This is a genomic window from Dyadobacter koreensis (assembly GCF_900108855.1).
Classification (GTDB): Bacteria; Bacteroidota; Bacteroidia; order Cytophagales; family Spirosomataceae; genus Dyadobacter; species Dyadobacter koreensis.
Genome location: NZ_FNXY01000003.1, coordinates 184,466 through 204,481, shown reverse-complemented (window position 1 = coordinate 204,481; position 20,016 = coordinate 184,466). Strand labels below are relative to the sequence as shown.

Sequence of the window (20,016 nt, the reverse complement as noted above, 5' to 3'; positions counted from 1 at the left end):
AAGGCACAAAGATACGTTTTTATGCCATTCTGTAAAGTTTCGGAAGCAAAACCGTCTTTTGTTAAAGTGAGACAAGATATATGGTAACGCAAAAAAGCTGTTTTTAATTTTAAATTGCTTCCCGGTTTTTGTGTTTTAGCCAGAATTACGTATAGTATTGAGACCCGCAGATTAGGAAAAGGTTGGAACGGGTACTAAAAAACCTTATTTTGAGGATCGCTTTTCTTATATCTACAGATAAAAAATATGAAAAATCAATTATCCAGACGAGAAGCTTTAAGTCATATATGCACATTAACTTCTGCTGTGGCTCTGAGTGCTTCTGAGTTAATGGCTAACAATCAACAGACTATGATGCTTAGAGAAATTCCATCTTCAAAAGAAAAGCTGCCTTTGGTCGGATTAGGTTCGTGGATTCAGTTCGATGTTGGAAAATCTGACGACGAAAGGCAGGGATTGGTACAGGTTTTAAAAAGTATGAACAGTTTGGGAGGAAAACTAATCGATTCGTCGCCGATGTATGGTAGAGCGGAGGAGGTTATTGGTGACCTGACCGCAGGTTCAGGAAATGCTGATAAGTTTTTTTATGCTACAAAAGTCTGGACGACCGGTAAACAGGCGGGAATTGATCAAATGAATGAATCGTTCAGGAAAATGAAACGGAAGAAAATGGATCTTATGCAAATTCATAATTTACAGGACTGGCAGACGCACATAAAAACGCTTAAAGACTGGAAGGAACAAGGAAAAATTCGATATGTTGGTATTACGCATTATGCAGTTTCGGCACACGAGGAATTGGAACGAATTGTGAAATCAGGAGCCGTCGATTTCGTTCAGTTTAATTATTCGATAAAAGTCAGGAATGCAGAGAAAAGCCTTTTGAAAGCAGCGAAAGATCATGGAGTTGCTGTCATTATAAATGAACCTTTTGATAGTGGAAATTTATTTAAACTCATCAAAGGAAAAAGTTTGCCCGCCTGGGCAGCAGATTACGAAATTAACAGCTGGGCCCGGTTTTTTCTGAAATACATACTTGCGAACCAAGCCGTGAATTGTGTAATTCCTGGAACTTCTGATGAAAAACACCTTATCGATAATCTGGGTGCGGGTTTTGGAAAATTGCCAGATGAAGCTGGGATTGCTAAAATGGCCCGTTTTATAGAATCAATTTGAAGAATTAATTCGAGAGGTGGCGAACGTAAATATGAACATACCGGTTACATAACCATCAATCCAGCATAATTAAAGCTACTGCATATATTAAATTACAATTAAATGGCTCGGGGTTTGCATCATTCCGGGCTTTTTTGTCGTAAATAATCATGAAAGAAATTAGTATAACTGAAGACCCGAAAATCAGTACGATTCGTCAATCTTTGCACCCTTGAAATGATAAAATTGTATTTTAATGCCATAAATCTACTTCGTATCGCAGTCGTTTTAGTTCTTGTTACGCTGTCTTTCTTTGCAAGAGCGCAGGAAAAATGTGGGACGATGGAATTGTTAGAACAAAAGTTCCAAGCCAACCCCGCACTAAAACTAAGGTTTAGCGCCAGAGAAGTTCAGTTCCAGGATAGGGTCCGGCAGAGGATTGCTTCCCGTAAATCATCTAAAACTGCTGAATTGGTGACAGTGCCTGTCGTTTTTCATATTGTTATGAACAATCAGTCGGCTGTGACTGACCAGCAAATTATGGCGCAGCTGGATACAATCAATAAAGATTATGCGGGGTTAAATGCCGGATCTGCAAGAATTCCTTCTTATTTTAAGTCTCTTTTTGGTCAGTCAGGAATTCAGTTTTGCCTTGCACAACGTACGCCGACGGATGAACCAACAACAGGAATAGTCAGATATAATACGACTCAGACGTCATTTGATTACACAAACAATTTTGTGAAACACCCTGCAATGGGCGGAGCTGATGCCTGGGATCCGAATAGTTATCTGAATATATGGGTCTGCGTTCTTGACAATGAAACGCTTGGTTACGCTACATTTCCGGACGACGGTGCAGAGGATGAACAAGGTGTCGTAATTGCGTACAATAGTCTACCGGGAGGAACGGCAACTAATTATAATGCGGGAAAAACACTTACGCACGAAATTGGACATTATTTTAATCTGCACCATATCTGGGGTGACGATCGTGGAACTTGCAGTGGAACTGATTTTGTGAGCGATACGCCTAATCAGGGAAACAGTACTTCTGTGTGCCGTACGGGTGTTGTGACCGATAATTGCAGTCCGTCCTCTCCGGGCATTATGTATCAGAATTTTATGGATTATTCTCCTGACAATTGTCTTTTAATGTTTACCGTGGAGCAGGTTGCGCGAATGGAAACAGCCTATTCAACCTATCGCTCTTTGCTTAGTGATTCGAAGGGGTGTCAGCCGTTGGATCTAAAGAAAAAGGATGCGTCTTTAAAACAGATTACCCAGCCTGATCAAAGACTTTGTGGCAATACCTTTACACCTGCGGTGCTGTTGAGGAACCGTGGCAGTGAGACACTTACTTCCCTGACGATCAATGCAAGTGTCGATAATGGACCTGTCACCAGTTACCGCTGGACGGGATCGTTAAAAACTTATGGAGAAGTTTTAGTCACGCTGCCATCAATGACTACGGTTGAGGGTGATCATCAGTTGACTGTGACAGCTGCGAGCCCAAATGGAGGGGAAGATGAAGATACCTCAAACGATACCCAAACTTTTGATTTTATTTACTATCTGCCGTCTTCTCCACCAGTTAGTGAAGGGTTCGAAGGTACGTTCCCTGCAACGGCCTGGGATATTGTAAACCCGGATGGCCAGCAAACCTGGGAAAAAACCAGTGTGGCTGCAAAGACAGGTAACGGGGCAGCTCGAATGAGGAATTTTGACTATTTGGCAATTGGCCAGAAGGATTATTTAAGAACGCCGTCGGTTAATATTTCAGGGGTCGATTCAGCCTTTGTCTCGTTCCAGGTAGCTGCCGCCACTTATACTAATTCCACCAATTTCAGCAGCAGCTCATGGGATACTTTACAAGTATTGGTAAGCACAGATTGCGGACATAGCTATACCAGTATTTATAAAAAATGGGGCCCGAATCTGGTAACGAGAACAGCGGCTACCAGAACTGCGTTTACGCCTTCTTCCGAAGAATGGAGAAAAGAAGAGCTTAATATCAGCGACTTTGTCGGCAAGGGAAATGTAATAATAGCTTTTTTGAATATCAATGGAAATGAAAATGATATTTATCTCGATGATATTAATATCAGGACGGTGACGGTTAATCCAAATTTGAAAGAAGCAGGATTTTTGGTAACGCCAAACCCAACGAGTGGAGAAATAGCAGTCCAGTTTTATCCGCATCCAACCGGATTGAGATCAATTCAGGTTTACAATATCAGCGGGCAGGAGGTAGCAAGGATTACACTTCCCGATGGCGAGATTAGTACTAATATTTATAATTTCAACCTCCATAATTTTGCGGCTGGCATGTACATCGTGAAGGCAGTTTTTGATGATAGAACGCTTACCAAGAAAATTGTGAAGTACTAAAAAGTTTATTTAACCTGGCTTAATTGAATGTCGCTTTATCTTGCTAAGGTAAGTAGAGCGGCATTTTTTATAAAGCTATTGCAGGAAACTAAAATAATTCCAGCTGTTCAGGATCTCGGGGTTTTCTGGGTTTTATTTCCGGTTGTCCGAAATTGGAGAGCGAAATTCCCAGCAGCCGGACCGGTTTTTCTTCCCGGTCAACTTTTTCTAAAAGTTGTTTTGCAGTGTTAAATATCGTCTCAAAATCTCCGACTGGGTGAGGATAAGAATGATTTCGGGTAATTTGTGTAAAATCGCTGTACTTTACTTTTAACGTAATAGTCCGCCCTTTTAATTGTTTCTTTTGCAATCGATTAAAAACGGTTTCGGCGATAAGGTCGAGTTCCTTATGCATTTCATCGATCGTCACCAGGTCATAAGTGAAAGTATCTTCCGCGCCAAGCGACTTTGTTTCCCTATGAGTCTGAACTTCCCGTTCGTCGATTCCCCTTACGATTTTAAAATAAAAATGACCTGATTTTCCAAAATGTTTAACCAGTTCATTTTCTGAGAGTTTTCGCAGATCGGCGCCGGTGAACAACTGCATTCCGTTCATCTTCTGAGCCGTGACTTTACCTACACCAAAGAATTTCTCAACCGGGAGATTATTGATAAATGACTCAATTTTTGAAGGACCGACGAATGTCAATCCATCCGGCTTGTTGATATCTGACGCGATTTTTGCAACAAATTTGTTGGTGGAAATACCAGCGGACGCGGTGAGATTCAACTCATCTTTGATCGCTTTTTTTATTTGCTGAGCAATTTCCAAAGCAGAACCGATGTTTTGCTTGTCATTCGTAACATCCAGAAAGGCTTCATCCAGCGAAAGCGGTTCTATGATATCCGTATAGCGCTCAAAAATTTCCCGGATACTTCGGGAGACAGATTTATAGGCTTCAAATCTTGGGTAAACAAAAATGATGTCGGGACACAACTGAATGGCTCGCCGGGACGACATTGCGGAGCGGACACCAAATTTCCGCGCTTCGTAACTCGCCGTTGCCACTACGCCGCGACCGGTAGGCGAGCCGCCGACAGCCAACGGTTTTCCTCGATATTGTGGAAAATCCCGTTGCTCAACCGACGCGTAAAATGCGTCCATGTCAATATGGATAATTTTACGGTGAGATGGTTTTGGCGTGTCTGACATTAATCTAAAACCAAAAAAAAGGTCTTAATGTTCTTTTCCGAAGTTTTTCTCACCGGCTTCTATCCTGGCAGAAAGGTGATTTGAGGAAGGTGGAATCGGGCAATGATACCCGTCGCTGTATGCGCAGTAAGGATTGTAAGCCTTATTGAAATCAAGAATGACAATATTTTCCTTAATATCTCCCGTCCGTAAATCGATATATCGACCGCCACCGTAAGATTCTACGCCGTTCGTTTTGTCTTTAAAGGGTAAAAAAAGATAATCTCTATACTGCGGAAGCGTTTGCAGACTCAGACTCCTGTAAACGGTCAGCGACTGTTTTCTTCCATGAAGCCGGAATTTTAATTCGCCATATTTCACATATGTTTTGTTGGTATCGCTGTATGTGGGCATTTCAAAAGGACGACTTTTCTGAATTCGTTTGAACACAGCAGTAACACGGTAGGTAGAATCAGGTTCAAAAAACCGCAGGTAGGAGAGATCGTCTTTCTTCAACGGAGAATTTTTCGATTTTAAAAAATCTTCCTTGTAATTTTTCCTGAATTTTTCGGTTTCCTCATTAAAGTTCTGTGCGATAACGTTGGTACAGAGTAAAAGAAGAATAGCTAGGTTGAGTATGTTTTTCATTGTGTATTAAAAAATAAATCCGGCAAAAATTACCGGATTTTGTTCACATTGTCAAGATTTCAGACCGGACAGCAGACATTAGCTGCCGGCTGAAATTTATTTTGCTTTGTATTTAATTATTTTGCTTTCGTCGATGTGATAGTAATTTTTTACAGCTTCGTAATTGCTAACATCCACAGCGCCGCTTTTTCTTGCGTTGAAGTCAGAAGGAATCACTACCACACGAATGGTCTGATTTTGCAAAGTTGCAGCATTAAGCGATCCAAGATTAAAACTGGGATCATCTGCATCAATAAATACGCTGAAATCAACCGGCGAATAATCAAAATTATATCGCACAGATGTGTTGATTGCCTGCGGTAATAATCGCCAGATAGGAGTGGATCCGTTTACCTCCCAAAGAATATAGACCAGAACTGCATCTGATTCAACTACTTCCAAATTGGCCACGTCAGCAAATCTGATCGTGTAAGAGTATTGGTTGGCTGCTGTGAAGTTAATATTTTCGGCTTCAAAAGTAGTTCCGATCAATCCATCAGCGCCAGGAGGTCCCGGTGCACCATCATCTCCTTTACAGCCCGCAAAAAGTACAGAAATAACTAATAAGAGCGGAACGAGTTTTTTCATCATGAGTTTAAATTGGCTAAGTGAATTTTACTGGTAACAAACGTATGTTATGTTTTTTAATTGCCCTAATAATTTCGGGCCATTAACTTTTCATTGACAAAATGAAACTACTCTGGAACGGTATTAGTTGGGTATTCAGGTAGCAAAAATACGGCTAATCATTAACGATTAATTAATTTGCAATGATTAGAGTAAGATAGTATTTTTCTGACTTGTAATATCAAAACAATTATTTATTCAAAAAAAAAGAAGGCTATGATCAACCGTAAAGCTAATGCCGTTTGGAAAGGTACAGGAAAAGAGGGTACCGGGGTAATGAGTACTCAAAGTACTGTCCTTGAAAATACACAATATTCTTTCAATACACGTTTTGCTGATGGCGTGGGGACAAACCCTGAGGAGCTTATTGCTGCCGCTCATGCAGGATGTTTTGCAATGCAATTGAGCTTCCTTTTGAACGAAGCTGGTTTTACCGCAGACGAACTAAATGTTTCTGCTACCATCACGCTGGATCCTTCACAAGGAGCGATTACTAAAAGCGCTTTGGTATTGAAGGGCAAAGTTCCTGGTATTTCGGCTGAAAAATTTGACGAAATCGCTCATGCAGCCAAAGAAAAATGTCCGGTTTCAAAAGTATTAAATGCTGAGAAAACACTGGAAGTTGAATTTATCTCTTAATTCAGGGTTACGACAATAAAAGAAGCGGGCTGAGAGGATTTTCTCAGCCCGCTTCTTTGTATTTTCACATATCAGAAATTCGGGTCGTCGGCACTTGGGCCGTAACTTCCCGGAATAGGAATGTTTAAAAGTCTTAGAGAAACACCCAGCTGGGCTCTGTGGTGGATAATCTGGCTAAAAGTTATCCTGATAAATTCTGCCTTAGACGTTTTACTATAAATTTCTTCTCCGTTTCTAAGTACCCAAATATCATGCAACTGTTCTTCATTAGCAGTCTGAAGGGCAGAAGAGCCTTCCGCTAACGATTTTTCAAAGAATTCCAGTAAACCAGGAGTGTCCTTAATATCCTGAGGAGTATATGGACTGCTTGCAAAGTCAAGTTCATCTGTATTTAGAACCAAAGGTATCCAGGTAGGTAATTCAGCGATATGCGTTGTCAATTGCCTGATGCTCATGCTTTTCGGATGGGGTTGCCAGTCAAAGTTGTTACCAGGTACACGTTCAAGCATTTTGCGGGTCGTGAGTGCTTCTTGTGCAAATTCTTTCAGGAGCAAGGGCGTTAATTCCATTATTTTTCTGTTTAGTGATGCTGCAAAGAAAAAGACAGCCAGTGACAACCCTATGTCAGTTGTGCGGATTAAATCCGAAAAAACAGTAAAAAATAACTTCGTAAAGTGTTAACTACAATCACTGCTATTTTTGTAGAAATATATGTAAAATACAACACGACCTAATTCGTATTGTGGAAAAATTTTGTGTTTTTTCTGGTGATAATGCTAAATTATAAGCGGCATAAATATATATTTGTACGAGTTAACTATCTGTACAATAGTTACTTAGTTTTTTGTAGAAACACTTTGCAATGTGTATTAAACAGTTTAGAATTGGTAATAAATTTCATTGAATGTTTTCTACAAAATTTAAATAATTCAATTGTTGTAAACCCAGACTTTATGAAAACACATTTTAGGAATGTTTACTTTTTAAGTTTGTTCGCTGCGGGTATTTTTACAAATACATCAAATGCTGTTTTTGCGCAGTGCAGTTCGACCACCGTTCTTACAGTTCCCAGTACTTACCTGAGTAATGAGTTGGTGGGAAATGGGAATTTTAACGCCATTATTTTTGGAAATTTACACGCAACGGGCGGTGATAGTGAAGGAAGGCTTGTTGTTGCCGGCGACTTTACAGCACCAGGCAGTTATAGTGTAGGTTCCGGCGGCGGGAGAGATGCAACTCCTAACACTGACAATTTTATTGTCAACGGCATATTCACAAATGCTAATAATTGGGGGATGACCGGTAATTTCGTGTATAATGAAGCCTCGGTAAATACTCAGTTTCCTACACATCCAGCAGGTACAGGAGTAAACAAAGGTCCCGGTAATACTGATTTGTTAGCTTATGCTAACTTAAAAACATATTACAAAGATTTGTCGGTCACGCTTTCAAATCTGACACCAAACGGAATAGTGACCTATTCTCCTTACAATTTTGTAACAATCGATCTCACGGGGACAAGTACGAGTTTAAATGTTTTTTCTGTAACGCTGCCCTTGGATAAGCCGTTCGGAATTAATATCAATGTGCCCGCTAACTCGTCTGTTTTGATTAACGTAACAAATAAAAACGTCTTTGTAGACGGCGGTGCAATCAACGGAGGTCAAGCCGAAAAAACGTTGTTCAATTTTCCTTCTGCGACAGATATCTCTTTGAAAAGCTTTGCATTGCAAGGTCAGTTACTGGCACCGCTGGCGACGCTGTCCGGTGATGGAGGCAATATTAACGGACAAGCTGTTATCGGTGGAAACGTAACTCAGAAGAATGGTTTTGAATTCCATAATTATTGCTCAAGTTTCCCAATGCCGACAGTCACTCCGCTCCCTGTAACGTTAACTGCTTTCACAGCGGCGAAAGAGGGAAGCCAGGCTTTATTAAACTGGGAGACAACGCTTGAAGCTAATAGTGATCGTTTTGAAATTCAGCACAGTGCAAATGCAAAAGAGTGGAATCTGATCGGAACAGTCGCGTCGAAGGGTGAAAGCAAGAGTTTGGTTCGCTATCAATTTGTTCATTCCAATCCGGTAAATGGTCAAAATTATTACCGTCTGAAAATGATAGATATGGATGGAACGTATGCGTTCAGCCGTGTACAGGATGTTGTAATAAATACACCCTCCGTTGTGACTGCCTATCCTAATCCGGTTGTTAGCGATCTAACGATCGAAACAAATGATTTAAGTAAGGTAAAAGGCATTTATCTGATCAATGCTGCGGGACAAAAAATCGCAATGTCCATTTCATCGGATAAAATCGATATGTCAAAAGTGCGTGCAGGTATTTACATTCTTGAGGTAAACCAAACGAACGGTGCGGTGAGTACAACAAAAATTGTAAAGCAATAAATTTGATTACCTAACTAAATGGAGCACATATCAGTCAGATCGGGCGCGTAATTGATTTATGTGTCCGGTTTGATTTATTATTTCAGTCAATAAATAATTCGCTGGCGATACGATCTGCAAATAGTTTTCCTGCCTGCGTGAGTAAAATCGTTCCATTTTCTGCGATCAGCCAACCCTTTTGCGTCATTTCCAAAATTCCGTCACGGTTTTGCTTCTCGAATTGATTATCAGATAAAATGCCTAGTGTGGAAAGTTCGCATCCCCATTTTGTGCGTAGTCCCGTTAACAAGTACTCATTGGTCTGGTCTGCCTGAGAAAGAATCTCGACGGTCGAAGGAATTTTATTCTGTTGGATTGCTGTAAGATACTGGGCGTTGTTCGAAATATTATATTCCCGGCTCAGACGATTATAAGAATGCGCACTTGGCCCGACACCAAGATACGGACGTTGTTTCCAATAGGAGCTATTGTGTTTACTGTATTGCGTATCCCTCGCAAAATTTGAAATTTCGTATTGTTCATATCCTTTTTCGGCAAGTCCGGCTATCAGGATTTCAAACTGGCGGGCGGCAAAATCTTCATCGATCGGTTTCATTTTCTTCTTTTTTAGCCAGCTTCCAAAAGCAGTTTGCGGCTCAATTGTCAGGCAGTATGCTGATATGTGTGAGACATTCAAATCAAATGCTTTCTGCATATCCAGTCGTAAAATTGAATGATCCGGGGCAGGTATCGCATAAATCAGATCAATGGAAATATTTGTTATTCCCGCATCCTGAGCAAGTTTGACGCAGTTTCCTGCCTCGTAAGAATCATGAACCCGGTTAAGAAATTTCAGATGTGGTTCATAAAATGACTGAATTCCGATGCTCAACCGGTTAATTCCCGCTTGATGTAGCTGTACAAGTTTTTCCAAGCTAAGATCGTCCGGATTGGCCTCCAGGGTGATTTCGGCGGCAGGGCTTACATTAAAGTGCGTACGCACTGTATCCATTAAAAATTCCAGCTCGAAAGTATCCAGCAAAGACGGTGTTCCGCCACCAAAGTAAATTGTCTCTAAATCAAAAGAATCCAGGTAATTTTTTCTCAACGCAATCTCCTTTGCAATGGCTTCCACAATGGCCCGTTTGTTGTTGGTATTCGTGCTGAAATGAAAATCACAGTAATGACAAGCTTGCCTGCAAAAAGGGATATGGATGTAGAGATGCAATTTTCGAGGATTATTAGTTAACGATAAATTCTAAGGATATTACGAGAATTCATCTGCGAAATTGACGTTCACGGACTGTAATAAAACAGATAGCAGAACAAAAGTTCAAATTTGCCTCGGAACAATGAAGTTGTTGATAAAATGATTACCGATCAAAATCGTAACTGCCGGATAAGTCAAATTAAATCAGTTTTAATTATCCATGAAAATTATCTCTTACCCCATTCCCAGCCGAGCTTAACACCAATCCAGAAATTCTTTTTCGGCGCGGAATTGTAATAGCGGTTTCCAAAAGCATTCAGATCGTAACCCAGACTGTAAATTCCTGCGTTGACTTTTTCGGCGGAGGCGGAAAGTTCGCTGTAAAGGTGTTCCCCCCAACTTTTTTTCCAGGCTGCACGTGCGGTAAATTGGTTATAGGGAGTATTTTTTAAGGTATTGGCATCGTTCAGATAAAGAGAGCTTCCATGTTGGTAAGTCGCGAAAAGTGAAAAACCATATTTAAAAATTGCGTCGATACCAGTCGTCTGAATAAAACGAGGTATTCCTGGAATCAGTTTGCCACTTAGGTCCGTATCGGCCTGCTGGTAATCATCGTAAGTGTATTTAGTATAAGTTCCGGAATCCCAGATGCGTAAAGCAACAGGCAACTTAGGATCAGAAAGGAGATCATAACTGAGATTCCATTCCAGTCCAAGCTGTTTGGTTTTTCCCGCATTCACAAAAAATTCTGAGCCTGCTTCGTCGCTTCTTCTTACGATTGTCTCCTTCAGGCCGAAGTGGTAAGCACTGATTTCTGCGGTGAAATGCTCAGTTATTTTACGAATCCCAATTTCTGTATTCATACCTCGCTCAGCTTCCAGCTCTTTTCTGAATCCACCGGCGGAAGGGCGCACTTCCTGCAATGTAGGAGGTGAGAAACCGCTGCTATAAGATGCAGTCACTGCCCAGGTCTTTGCAATAATTTTGTTGATTGCAAATCTTGGAACAAAAATTCCATCGAATGTTTTTTGCTCTTTGCTGTACGGAAGTACAAAAAAGCGCTCGTATTTGTATTTTGAGGTATTATAACTCAATCCGACAGTCGCTGTCAAATCTGAAAATAAAATAGCTTCCAGTTGACTGAATGCTGTTAAATTGGTTGTGCGGACATCTTCAACTGTTTGTTGTTTACCTGGAACTCCACCGTTATTATCATAATTTCTTTGTGCGGAACGCCCATATTGCCATTCAAATCCGGTCGTCCAGTTCGTTTTAATATCACCGATCCGGGAGCTATTTTTCCAGCTGTTTCTCCCCCCGATTCCTTGCTCATCACGTTTTTCGTAATTGCTTATGAATGGATTGGCAAAATCATTGGTAGTCAGGTACAATGCTGTGTTCTGCGTCCAGGTATCAGAAAGTGCCAGCGAATAATTTCCACCCAGAAGAGCAAATTTTGTATAAATTCCTGCATTTTGAGCCTCGCTTCCAGGAACGGTTGCAGTGGATTGCCTCGCCAGTGTAGGGTCGGTCTGATATTGAGCAAGTGTAATTCCCCCCGGTGTCTGGTAAGACAAATCTGAATACATTCCTAAAAGTGATAAGGTTCCTTTTTCTCCAATTTTAGAAGTCGAGGTGAATCGGATTGCATCACGTTTCATAGCACTTTGCTTGCGATAACCGTCTTGTTCCTGATGTCCGTACTGAATTGAAATATCGCCCACCTGCAGCGTCGTGCTTCTGCTCTGAAAACCATATTTGCCATAGCCTGCGCTTTGTTCTATGCGGTTTAAGGCGGGATTGTCCGTACGGCTCTGCATTAAAACAACACCGCCGGTTCCTGCTCCATACAAGCTGCTTCCCGGACCTTTTATGACTTCCATGCTCTGGATTGCACCAAAGTCTACGGAGTTTAACGGCGTATTTCCGCCCGCATCTGTAAATGGAATTCCATTCCAGTAAAATTTAACATTTCTAATTCCAAAAGGAGACCGGATCATGCTTCCGCGCACAGAAAATCTGTAACTTCCAGGAGACCGTTCTTCCATACGGACACCGGCGATGGAATTGACAGCATTTGTCCAGGTAGTAGCAGAAAATCGTTCAATCGATTTTGGAGTAAGCAGCCCGACAGTTGCTGTTGTAGCAAGCCGGTTTGTTTTTGTTTCAAAAGCATTAACAGTAACTTCTTCCAGCAGCTTAGCTTTAAGCGTATCAGTTGGTACAGAAATCTGACCAAAACTTTCAGATATAATTAAAATTGATAAAACCGGAACAGATAAATATCGGAGCATACTTTGTAGAATGGGAATTTACGGCAAATCTCTCTATTAAAGAGGATACTAACAAATTAGTATCGGTATGAAAAGCTACTGTGATTAAAACCATACTATCAGATAATGGATAAAACGGTAATGGAAATGAGTGGGACTGATCTAATTGTCTTGGTCCTGAGTACTTATTTCCACATTTAAAGCCATATTATTACCGAATTACCGTTGGTAGGATATTTTCTACGTATACAGAGATTATATTTCTACGATTAACAAATTTTAATCTAAACACAGAAAAAATGAAAAAGATCAGTTGGTTGGTAGCTTCAATGCTTACACTTGGAATGTTAACTTTTAGCAGTTGTTCTGAGAAGACCAAAGACTCGGCAAAAGATACAGTAGAAGGAGCCAAAGAAGACACTGAGGAGGCCCTTGACGAAACTAAGTCAGATATGAAAGAAGCTGGCGATGATTTCAAGTCAAAATTGAATGAAGATAAAGAAGCATTAAAATCCGATATAGACGGTGCGATCGCTAAACTTGATACGAAAATAGATGAAGCGGATGCCAAAATGGATAAGGCAACTGAAAAAGAAAAAGAAAAATGGAAAATGCGTAAAAAGGAGCTTCAGGATGAGAAAGACGATCTAAAAGTTTCTCTTAACAAGCTTCAGGCTGAAACAGATGAGAAGTGGGATAACTTCAAAATGGAGACAAGAACCAAGATTGATAAAGTTAAGGCAGATCTTAACGACTAATCTGATCAATATTTAAAAAATAAAGCCCGACCTGCCAAATGGTAGCTCGGGCTTTATTTTTTTACCTCAGAGGCAAATGAATCTCAGTCATCATGCAGCGGGCTGAACCTCCACCGTAACCTTCAATAACAGATAAATCGGTATGAATAATTCTTGCGTAATCGAGCAGGGATTTTCGCTGTATTTCTGTCAGTGAGTCAAACGCCTGGGTGGACATCATCAGGAATTTATTTCCTTTCAAATTTCTGACCATCAGCATATTACCTGCGAAATGTCTCACCTGATCGAGCGAAATTTCGACAATATATTTATTTGTTTCTTCAAGGGCAGATCTGACCATTTGCCGCTCGTCCGGATCTTTGATCGCTTCCAGACAAACGATTGCAAAAATATCTCCTACACACATCAGCACATTTGTGTGATAAACAGGCTTATCATTTTCATCGGAAGCAGAAAAAGTGACGAGTTCATAACCTAATGCTTCTGAAAACGCGTTGAGAACGTCCGGATGGGTACGCGGAGATAAACAGGCATAAGCAATTTTATAGCGCCGGTCCAGAACCATGCTTCCGGTTCCTTCCAGATATTTACCTTCTTTTTCGAAATGCGTAAGGTCAATAATCTCTTCAATCAGAAAATCTTTTTTCAAATTTTCTATGATATCCATGCGACGCTCTGCACGACGGTTTTCTGCCATCATCGGATACAGAACAACTTTTCCACTTTGGTGAAATGAAACCCAGTTATTTGAAAAAACAGCATCCGGGCGGTAAATATCGTCGGTATCTTCAAAAACATAAAGATCAAGCCCCGTAAGCTGAAGCTGGGAAATCATCAGGTCAAATTCTTCACGAGCTTTCTCCTGAGCAATGTTAAAGTTATGCTCAGCAAGCTCTTTCTGCTGAAATTCATTGCTTCCGGCTGTTTGGGCATTAAAACCAAAATGAACCGGCCTGATCATCATGATTCTTGCGGTAGACTGTGGCTGTATTTGTGCGGTTGTTGATATGGAGCGCATAGGAGTATTTGATTCAATGGTTGAGAAGTATAGATGCAATTTACAACCGAATTGGCGAGATTGCAATCCCTCTTAATCTCTTAGCAAGGGCATACTCATGCAATGCGATCCCCCGCGCGCACGTGACAATTCCGCGGATGGCAGTGTGATAAAAGTGTCCGTTAAAGTTTCCGGAGAAAGCTCGTTTCTTTCGAATTTTTCGAGCAGATCTTTCGCCTTTATAATCCTGAATCCTTTTTCACGAAAAGAATCAAGCGTTTTATCGTTTCTGTCGTAGCCGATGACGACACCATCTTTCAACGCTAAAAGGTTGCAGGAATCTGTCCACTGCTCCCGCTCACCATAAGGAAACTGATTGTTGCCCGAATAAATAAATTGAATTTCTTCTTTGCTTCCAAGATCATTCCGGCTGATATCAGCAAGCAGATCTTCGAGGTTTTCAATTTCTATTGGTTTGTGTTCCAATCCCTTGATGAACTGGAGAATCTGAAACTCTGGATTTGTTTGTTTTGGAGCAAAAAAGTGAAGCACATCTTTCTTTTTTGCTTCGTCTCCTAATCTTCCCAGGCTGCTCAGTAAAACCCATACATTTTTCTTTACCTGTGTGAAAATAGTGTCGATATGCATATAATCCCTTTTTTTTGGAATTTTGATGATGGTGATGGTATCTACGACATTTTTCTCGAACAGAATTTTCATCACCTCCTGAGCTGCGTAAAGTGAAGTTCTTTCACTACATCCGATCAGTAAATGTTTCGGTGCGACCATCATGACGTCACCGCCTTCTAATGTGCACCGGTGATAATCACTTGCTTTTTCATCATCGGGAAGCAAAAAATGTCTTTCATTTTCCGGTATTTCAATGATATTTTCCTTCAAAAGTGAAAACATCGGATGATGGAAAAAAATAAACTGCGCCAGGATGGATTCTCTCGTCCTTGCTGATTTAGCAGGTTTATTAAGCAGGATATGGTCATTAATCACAATACCGATATCCCGCATGAAAATCAGGTTTGGAAGTGGAGCGAATAACATACGCTTGTCCGGCAGCGAGCCTGAAATAAATATTTTTGCCAGTTCATTCGGTTCAAAGGCGTGCAGTTCATTTTGGGTCTGGTATGAACAACGCTCGATACCACAAATCGCCGCCGTAAGTTTTATTCTGATATTTTGGTCCTGTAAAATCTCGGCAAGAAGTTTCTGAATATCAACAACTTTGTCTGAATTGAAATATTTTTCAGAGCCAGGAATGTAAAAAGCCCGGGAGGGGTCCGAATCAATTTCTGTGAGTTTTCCTTTGATTTTTTCAGGGTCAAGAAAATATAAAAGGAGCTTTACGTAAAAATCATATTCACCTTTACGCATGGTATCCAAATGTACAATATCTTCAAAAAGCCAATCCTGCGCTTTTGAAGGTACGACTTTCCCGAGACCACGGTCGGGACTGTGAATTAAGAGCCTTCTTAATGTACCAACTTCTGAGGAAACATGTATTGCTGAGGAAAATGATTTATCTGATTTCATAGACTGTAAAACTTAGAACTCTGATCACAAAGTACGGCGTATAATCGGGAATAAAGTTATTTGTTGATTGCTTTGTCTACATTTATATAGACTATGTTCGAAATTCTCCGGAATGATGGAACATACATGCCAGGAAAAAGGTTAATAATGTTGTATTAAGATAATGTTTGCTTTGCACGGGGTGGTTATTTTCATATACGACCAAAGCTTACTACTTTTGCGGTAAATTACCAAGAACTACATATACAAGTATAAATTTAGTTATGCTCTCAATTAATGGATTACGCGCCTCAATCGAAGGTAAAGAAATATTAAAAGGCATCAATCTGGAAATCAAACCAGGTGAAGTGCATGCCATCATGGGGCCGAATGGATCGGGAAAAAGTACTTTGGCTTCGGTTTTAGCAGGAAGAGAAGAGTACGAAGTTACGGGTGGAAACGTAATTTTTGACGGAAAAGAATTATTGGAACTTGCAGCAGAAGAAAGAGCGGCGGAAGGAATTTTCCTTGCATTCCAGTATCCGGTTGAAATTCCTGGTGTTACTACCATCAACTTTTTGAAAACTGCGGTTAACGAAATTCGTAAATATAACGGACAAGAACCTTTGGATGCAGCACGGTTCCTTAAAATGGTACGTGAGAAAGCGAAATTGGTTAGCATGAACGACTCGTTGCTGAAACGTGCTTTGAATGAAGGATTTTCAGGTGGAGAGAAAAAAAGAAATGAGATTTTCCAGATGGCGGTTCTTGAACCGAAGCTGGCTATTCTTGACGAGACCGATTCAGGACTTGATATCGATGCATTAAGGATCGTGGCAGAAGGTGTTAATTCGCTTCGTTCTCCTGAACGTTCTGCTATCGTGGTAACGCATTATCAGCGTCTTTTGGATTATATCGTGCCTGATTTCGTTCACGTCCTTTACAAAGGAAGAATTGTTAAATCCGGTGGCAAAGAACTTGCATTCGAATTGGAAGAAAAAGGATATGACTGGATCAAGGCCGAAGTTGAGGCTGAGGAAGTAAATCAATAATCTGCTTTTAATTTACCAGGTTATTGTAAGGCTAACCGAAAGGGCAGCCAAGTAAAATCACTTTCAATACCAAAAGGAATGAGTACCGAAACCATAGATTTAAAAACGAAGTTAATCACTGATTTTCATGCACGGGAATCCGTGATGAATGGTGAGGCCAAATCGGCTTTTCATCAAAAGAAACGTGCTGCCATTGCACAATTTGATGAGTTGGGCTTTCCAACCATCAAAAACGAAGAATGGAAATACAGCAACGTTCGTGATCTGATCAGTGCTTCATATAATTTTAATGCAAGCGATACGCTTTCAGCAGACGATCTGGTAGATCTCAAAATGCCTGAGCAAGCTGCAAATATTTTGTATTTTGTCAACGGCCACTACAATGCCGCTTTGTCAACGATGGTTTCCTCTACGGATCAGATTATCATTGACTCTTTGCAAAATGCATATAAAAACAATCCTGAACTTGTCAATTCGTATTTTGATGAACTGGTAAAAGATGATACTGACTCATTTACATCACTAAATACGGCTTTTGCTCATGACGGTGTCTTTATCCACGTTCCGGATAATAAGACTGTTGAGCATCCGGTAATTTTACGTTTCGTAAGTGATTCCCGTCAGGAAAACATTGGAAGTCAGCCTCGCAATATTATTGCTGTTGGTAAAAATGCGCATGTCAAGATCGCAGAAGCTTTCAGAACAATAGGCGAGCAGCGCTCTTTTACAAATGTTGTGACGGAGATCAATGTGGGCGAGGAAGCAGGTGTTGAATATTACAAAGTTCAGAATGAAAGTGAAAATGCGTACCACATCGGAACCACACAGGTTCGAATGCTGGAAAAGTCGCACTTTTATGCGGCAACGGTAACTCTGAATGGAAAGTTTACGAGAAATAACCTGAATATTGTGATCGATGGCGAGCATTGTGAAGCATATATGTACGGTTTATATTTCCCTGACGGAACTCAGCATGTTGATAACCATACTGTTGCAGATCATCGTAAGCCAAATTCTGAAAGTAACGAATTGTATAAAGGAATTTTGCGCGACAAGTCGAAGGGTGTTTTCAACGGGAAAATATTTGTTCGTCCCGACGCGCAGAAAACCAACGCTTTCCAGTCTTGTAAAAACATAGTGCTGTCCACAGAGGCAACCATGTATACAAAACCTCAGCTTGAAATTTTTGCTGATGACGTGAAGTGTTCACACGGAACGACGACAGGGCAGATCGACGAGGAAGCCTTGTTTTATATGCGCTCACGTGGAATTTCGAAGCCGGAGGCTATGTCACTTTTGATGTTTGCCTTCTGTGCTGATGTTGTTTCTCAAATAAAGATCGACTCCATCCGTGAATACCTTGAAAATGTAATTGCAGAGAAACTTTCTGAGAAGTAATTCTCGTTCTGTTTTTGCAACATAAACTTTTTTGTAATGCCCAACCTTCTCTTCAATTGGGTTGGGCATTTTTCTAAATAACGGTATAATGACTAATTTCCCAGATATCGCGTCCATCCGTAAAGATTTTCCTATTCTTAATGAGGTAATTGGTGGAAAACAACTTGTGTATTTTGACAACGCCGCAACAACTCAAAAACCTCGGATTGTACTGGACGCGTTGTCAGGTTATTATGAACATTACAATGCCAATATCCACCGTGGTATTCACCATCTGGCGGAAAAAGCAACCGGTGCTTTCGAGGATACGCGTCGGCGGATGCAGAAATTTATCAATGCGCCTTTGTCCGAAGAAGTTATTTTTACGTACGGGACAACTGATAGCATTAATCTTGTTGCGCAATCTTATGGACGAAAATTTTTGAAGGAAGGTGATGAGATCATCATTTCAACGATGGAGCACCACTCGAATATCGTACCGTGGCAGATGCTTTGTGAAGAAAAAGGCTGTGTCTTGAGAGTTATCCCAATCAATGATGAAGGAGAACTTTTAATGGATGAATACGAAAAAATGCTTTCTGGAAAAACGAAGATTGTTTCCGTAGTACATGCTTCCAATGCATTGGGGACCATTAATCCGGTTTCTGACATTATTAAAAAGGCACATAAAGTTGGTGCAAAGGTGCTGCTGGACGGCGCCCAGGCGAGTTCTCATTTATTTTTGGATGTTCAGGCTCTTGACGTTGATTTTTACGCGTTATCGCTTCACAAAATATACGGGCCGACCGGAATGGGTATTTTGTATGGTAAAAAAGAATTGCTTGATGCTATGCCTCCTTACCGTGGCGGTGGAGAAATGATCAAAGAAGTGACGTTTGAAAAAACGACTTACAACGAATTACCCTATAAATTTGAAGCGGGTACGCCCAATATTGCGGATGTGGTTGCTGCTAAATATGCGTTGGATTATGTCGATACGCTAGGCAAAGATAACATTGCAAAATATGAAAGTGAACTTCTGAAATATGCTACGGACGCTGTTCGTGAGATTCCTGGATTGAAAATTATTGGTCAGGCGAAAGATAAAGTAAGTGTTCTATCGTTTGTTATTGAAGGAATGCACCATCAGGATATTGCTGTGATTTTGGATAATCAGGGAATTGCTGTCCGGACAGGCCATCATTGTACCCAGCCTTTAATGAGCCGTCTGGGTATTTTAGGAACCACCCGTGCATCATTTGCTGTTTACAATACAATTGAGGAAATTGACAGTTTGATCAAAGGACTTCACAAGGCGAAGAAGATGTTGGGTTAGCTGACATGGAAATGAAAATATATTATATTTACACACTATAAAATCTTAAAAATGAATTCGCAAATCGTTGAAGCGAGAAGGTATCTTGACAATGCCAGGGAAATTCTGACGGAGAAGGCTCAGAAAGTTGATGGTTACTATCAGGATACGAAATACGTAAAGATGGCTGGTCATACGGCATACGCTGGTGTCTTAGTTGCATTGGATTCATTTTTAGGCAAGAAGGGTAAAGGCAGAAAAGATGTGGATTGGTACAAACAGAAATTGTCAGCTTTAGACAAAAAGCTGCTGGCCAGATTTGTTTCGGTTTATGACATTTTACATTTATCAATGAGTTATGATGGTATTCCGAACGCAGGAGTTGCCAGAATAGGTTTTGAGGAAGCAGAAGTAGTTATTCATTGGTTAGAAACCCGAATGGCTGAGGCCTGAAAA

The 20,016-nt window shown here is 40.7% G+C and carries 17 protein-coding genes; 9 read left to right on the top strand and 8 right to left on the bottom strand.

What is annotated here, in order from left to right:
• Window positions 1–246: 246 nt before the first annotated feature.
• Together BMY70_RS09585 and BMY70_RS09580 are read left to right on the top strand one after the other, a co-directional pair.
• A complete protein-coding gene (locus BMY70_RS09585; protein ID WP_090334961.1) occupies window positions 247–1,176 on the top strand; it encodes an aldo/keto reductase in 930 nt (309 codons plus the stop codon).
• A 216-nt stretch (window positions 1,177–1,392) separates the two neighbouring features.
• Window positions 1,393–3,546 carry a M43 family zinc metalloprotease gene (locus BMY70_RS09580; RefSeq protein ID WP_229209552.1) on the top strand — a complete coding sequence of 718 codons (2,154 nt, stop codon included), beginning with the start codon at window positions 1,393–1,395 and terminating at the stop codon, window positions 3,544–3,546.
• A gap of 88 nt (window positions 3,547–3,634) precedes the next feature.
• Here BMY70_RS09580 and dinB read toward each other — a convergent pair whose 3' ends face one another.
• The 3 genes from dinB to BMY70_RS09565 all read right to left on the bottom strand — a co-directional run bounded on the left by dinB (window position 3,635) and on the right by BMY70_RS09565 (window position 5,995).
• Window positions 3,635–4,738, bottom strand: a complete 1,104-nt coding sequence (gene dinB / locus BMY70_RS09575; RefSeq protein ID WP_090334960.1) for a DNA polymerase IV — start codon at window positions 4,736–4,738, stop codon at window positions 3,635–3,637.
• A gap of 24 nt (window positions 4,739–4,762) precedes the next feature.
• Window positions 4,763–5,365, bottom strand: a complete 603-nt coding sequence (locus BMY70_RS09570; protein WP_090334959.1) for a DUF1684 domain-containing protein — start codon at window positions 5,363–5,365, stop codon at window positions 4,763–4,765.
• A 96-nt stretch (window positions 5,366–5,461) separates the two neighbouring features.
• Window positions 5,462–5,995 (bottom strand): hypothetical protein, encoded by a 534-nt coding sequence (locus BMY70_RS09565; protein ID WP_090334958.1) that lies wholly within the window; start codon window positions 5,993–5,995, stop codon window positions 5,462–5,464.
• A gap of 252 nt (window positions 5,996–6,247) precedes the next feature.
• Here BMY70_RS09565 and BMY70_RS09560 point away from each other — a divergent pair, with 252 nt between their 5' ends.
• Window positions 6,248–6,670 (top strand): OsmC family protein, encoded by a 423-nt coding sequence (locus BMY70_RS09560; RefSeq protein WP_090334957.1) that lies wholly within the window; start codon window positions 6,248–6,250, stop codon window positions 6,668–6,670.
• Window positions 6,671–6,741: 71 nt separating this feature from the next.
• On the opposite strand, the gene BMY70_RS09555 is transcribed toward BMY70_RS09560, so the two are convergent.
• Window positions 6,742–7,239 (bottom strand): DinB family protein, encoded by a 498-nt coding sequence (locus BMY70_RS09555; protein WP_090334956.1) that lies wholly within the window; start codon window positions 7,237–7,239, stop codon window positions 6,742–6,744.
• A 384-nt stretch (window positions 7,240–7,623) separates the two neighbouring features.
• Here BMY70_RS09555 and BMY70_RS09550 point away from each other — a divergent pair, with 384 nt between their 5' ends.
• Window positions 7,624–9,075: a collagen-binding domain-containing protein gene (locus BMY70_RS09550; protein ID WP_177196992.1), complete on the top strand. Its 1,452-nt coding sequence runs from the start codon at window positions 7,624–7,626 to the stop codon at window positions 9,073–9,075.
• A gap of 82 nt (window positions 9,076–9,157) precedes the next feature.
• On the opposite strand, the gene hemW is transcribed toward BMY70_RS09550, so the two are convergent.
• Together hemW and BMY70_RS09540 are read right to left on the bottom strand one after the other, a co-directional pair.
• Window positions 9,158–10,282, bottom strand: coding sequence for a radical SAM family heme chaperone HemW (gene hemW / locus BMY70_RS09545; protein WP_090334954.1), 1,125 nt, complete (start codon window positions 10,280–10,282; stop codon window positions 9,158–9,160).
• Between the two features lie 209 nt (window positions 10,283–10,491).
• A complete protein-coding gene (locus BMY70_RS09540; protein WP_090334953.1) occupies window positions 10,492–12,558 on the bottom strand; it encodes a TonB-dependent receptor in 2,067 nt (688 codons plus the stop codon).
• Between the two features lie 278 nt (window positions 12,559–12,836).
• On the opposite strand from BMY70_RS09540, the gene BMY70_RS09535 reads away from it, so the two are divergent.
• The gene (locus BMY70_RS09535) at window positions 12,837–13,295 is read left to right on the top strand and encodes a phage major capsid protein (RefSeq protein WP_090334952.1); all 459 of its coding nucleotides are present in this window, start codon (window positions 12,837–12,839) and stop codon (window positions 13,293–13,295) included.
• A gap of 61 nt (window positions 13,296–13,356) precedes the next feature.
• Here the strand turns inward: BMY70_RS09535 and ctlX are convergent, their stop codons facing one another.
• Together ctlX and BMY70_RS09525 are read right to left on the bottom strand one after the other, a co-directional pair.
• Window positions 13,357–14,313: a citrulline utilization hydrolase CtlX gene (gene ctlX / locus BMY70_RS09530; RefSeq protein ID WP_090334951.1), complete on the bottom strand. Its 957-nt coding sequence runs from the start codon at window positions 14,311–14,313 to the stop codon at window positions 13,357–13,359.
• A 72-nt stretch (window positions 14,314–14,385) separates the two neighbouring features.
• Window positions 14,386–15,837, bottom strand: coding sequence for an arginine deiminase family protein (locus tag BMY70_RS09525; RefSeq protein ID WP_090334950.1), 1,452 nt, complete (start codon window positions 15,835–15,837; stop codon window positions 14,386–14,388).
• 263 nt (window positions 15,838–16,100) lie between these two features.
• Here BMY70_RS09525 and sufC point away from each other — a divergent pair, with 263 nt between their 5' ends.
• The 4 genes from sufC to BMY70_RS09505 all read left to right on the top strand — a co-directional run bounded on the left by sufC (window position 16,101) and on the right by BMY70_RS09505 (window position 20,013).
• A complete protein-coding gene (gene sufC, locus BMY70_RS09520; protein ID WP_090334949.1) occupies window positions 16,101–16,868 on the top strand; it encodes a Fe-S cluster assembly ATPase SufC in 768 nt (255 codons plus the stop codon).
• A gap of 78 nt (window positions 16,869–16,946) precedes the next feature.
• Entirely contained in the window at window positions 16,947–18,266 is a 1,320-nt protein-coding gene (gene sufD / locus BMY70_RS09515; RefSeq protein ID WP_090334948.1) for a Fe-S cluster assembly protein SufD, read from the top strand.
• An 88-nt stretch (window positions 18,267–18,354) separates the two neighbouring features.
• Entirely contained in the window at window positions 18,355–19,581 is a 1,227-nt protein-coding gene (locus tag BMY70_RS09510) for a cysteine desulfurase (protein WP_090334947.1), read from the top strand.
• 51 nt (window positions 19,582–19,632) lie between these two features.
• A complete protein-coding gene (locus tag BMY70_RS09505; RefSeq protein WP_090334946.1) occupies window positions 19,633–20,013 on the top strand; it encodes a DUF5618 family protein in 381 nt (126 codons plus the stop codon).
• The last annotated feature ends 3 nt before the right edge of the window (window positions 20,014–20,016 follow it).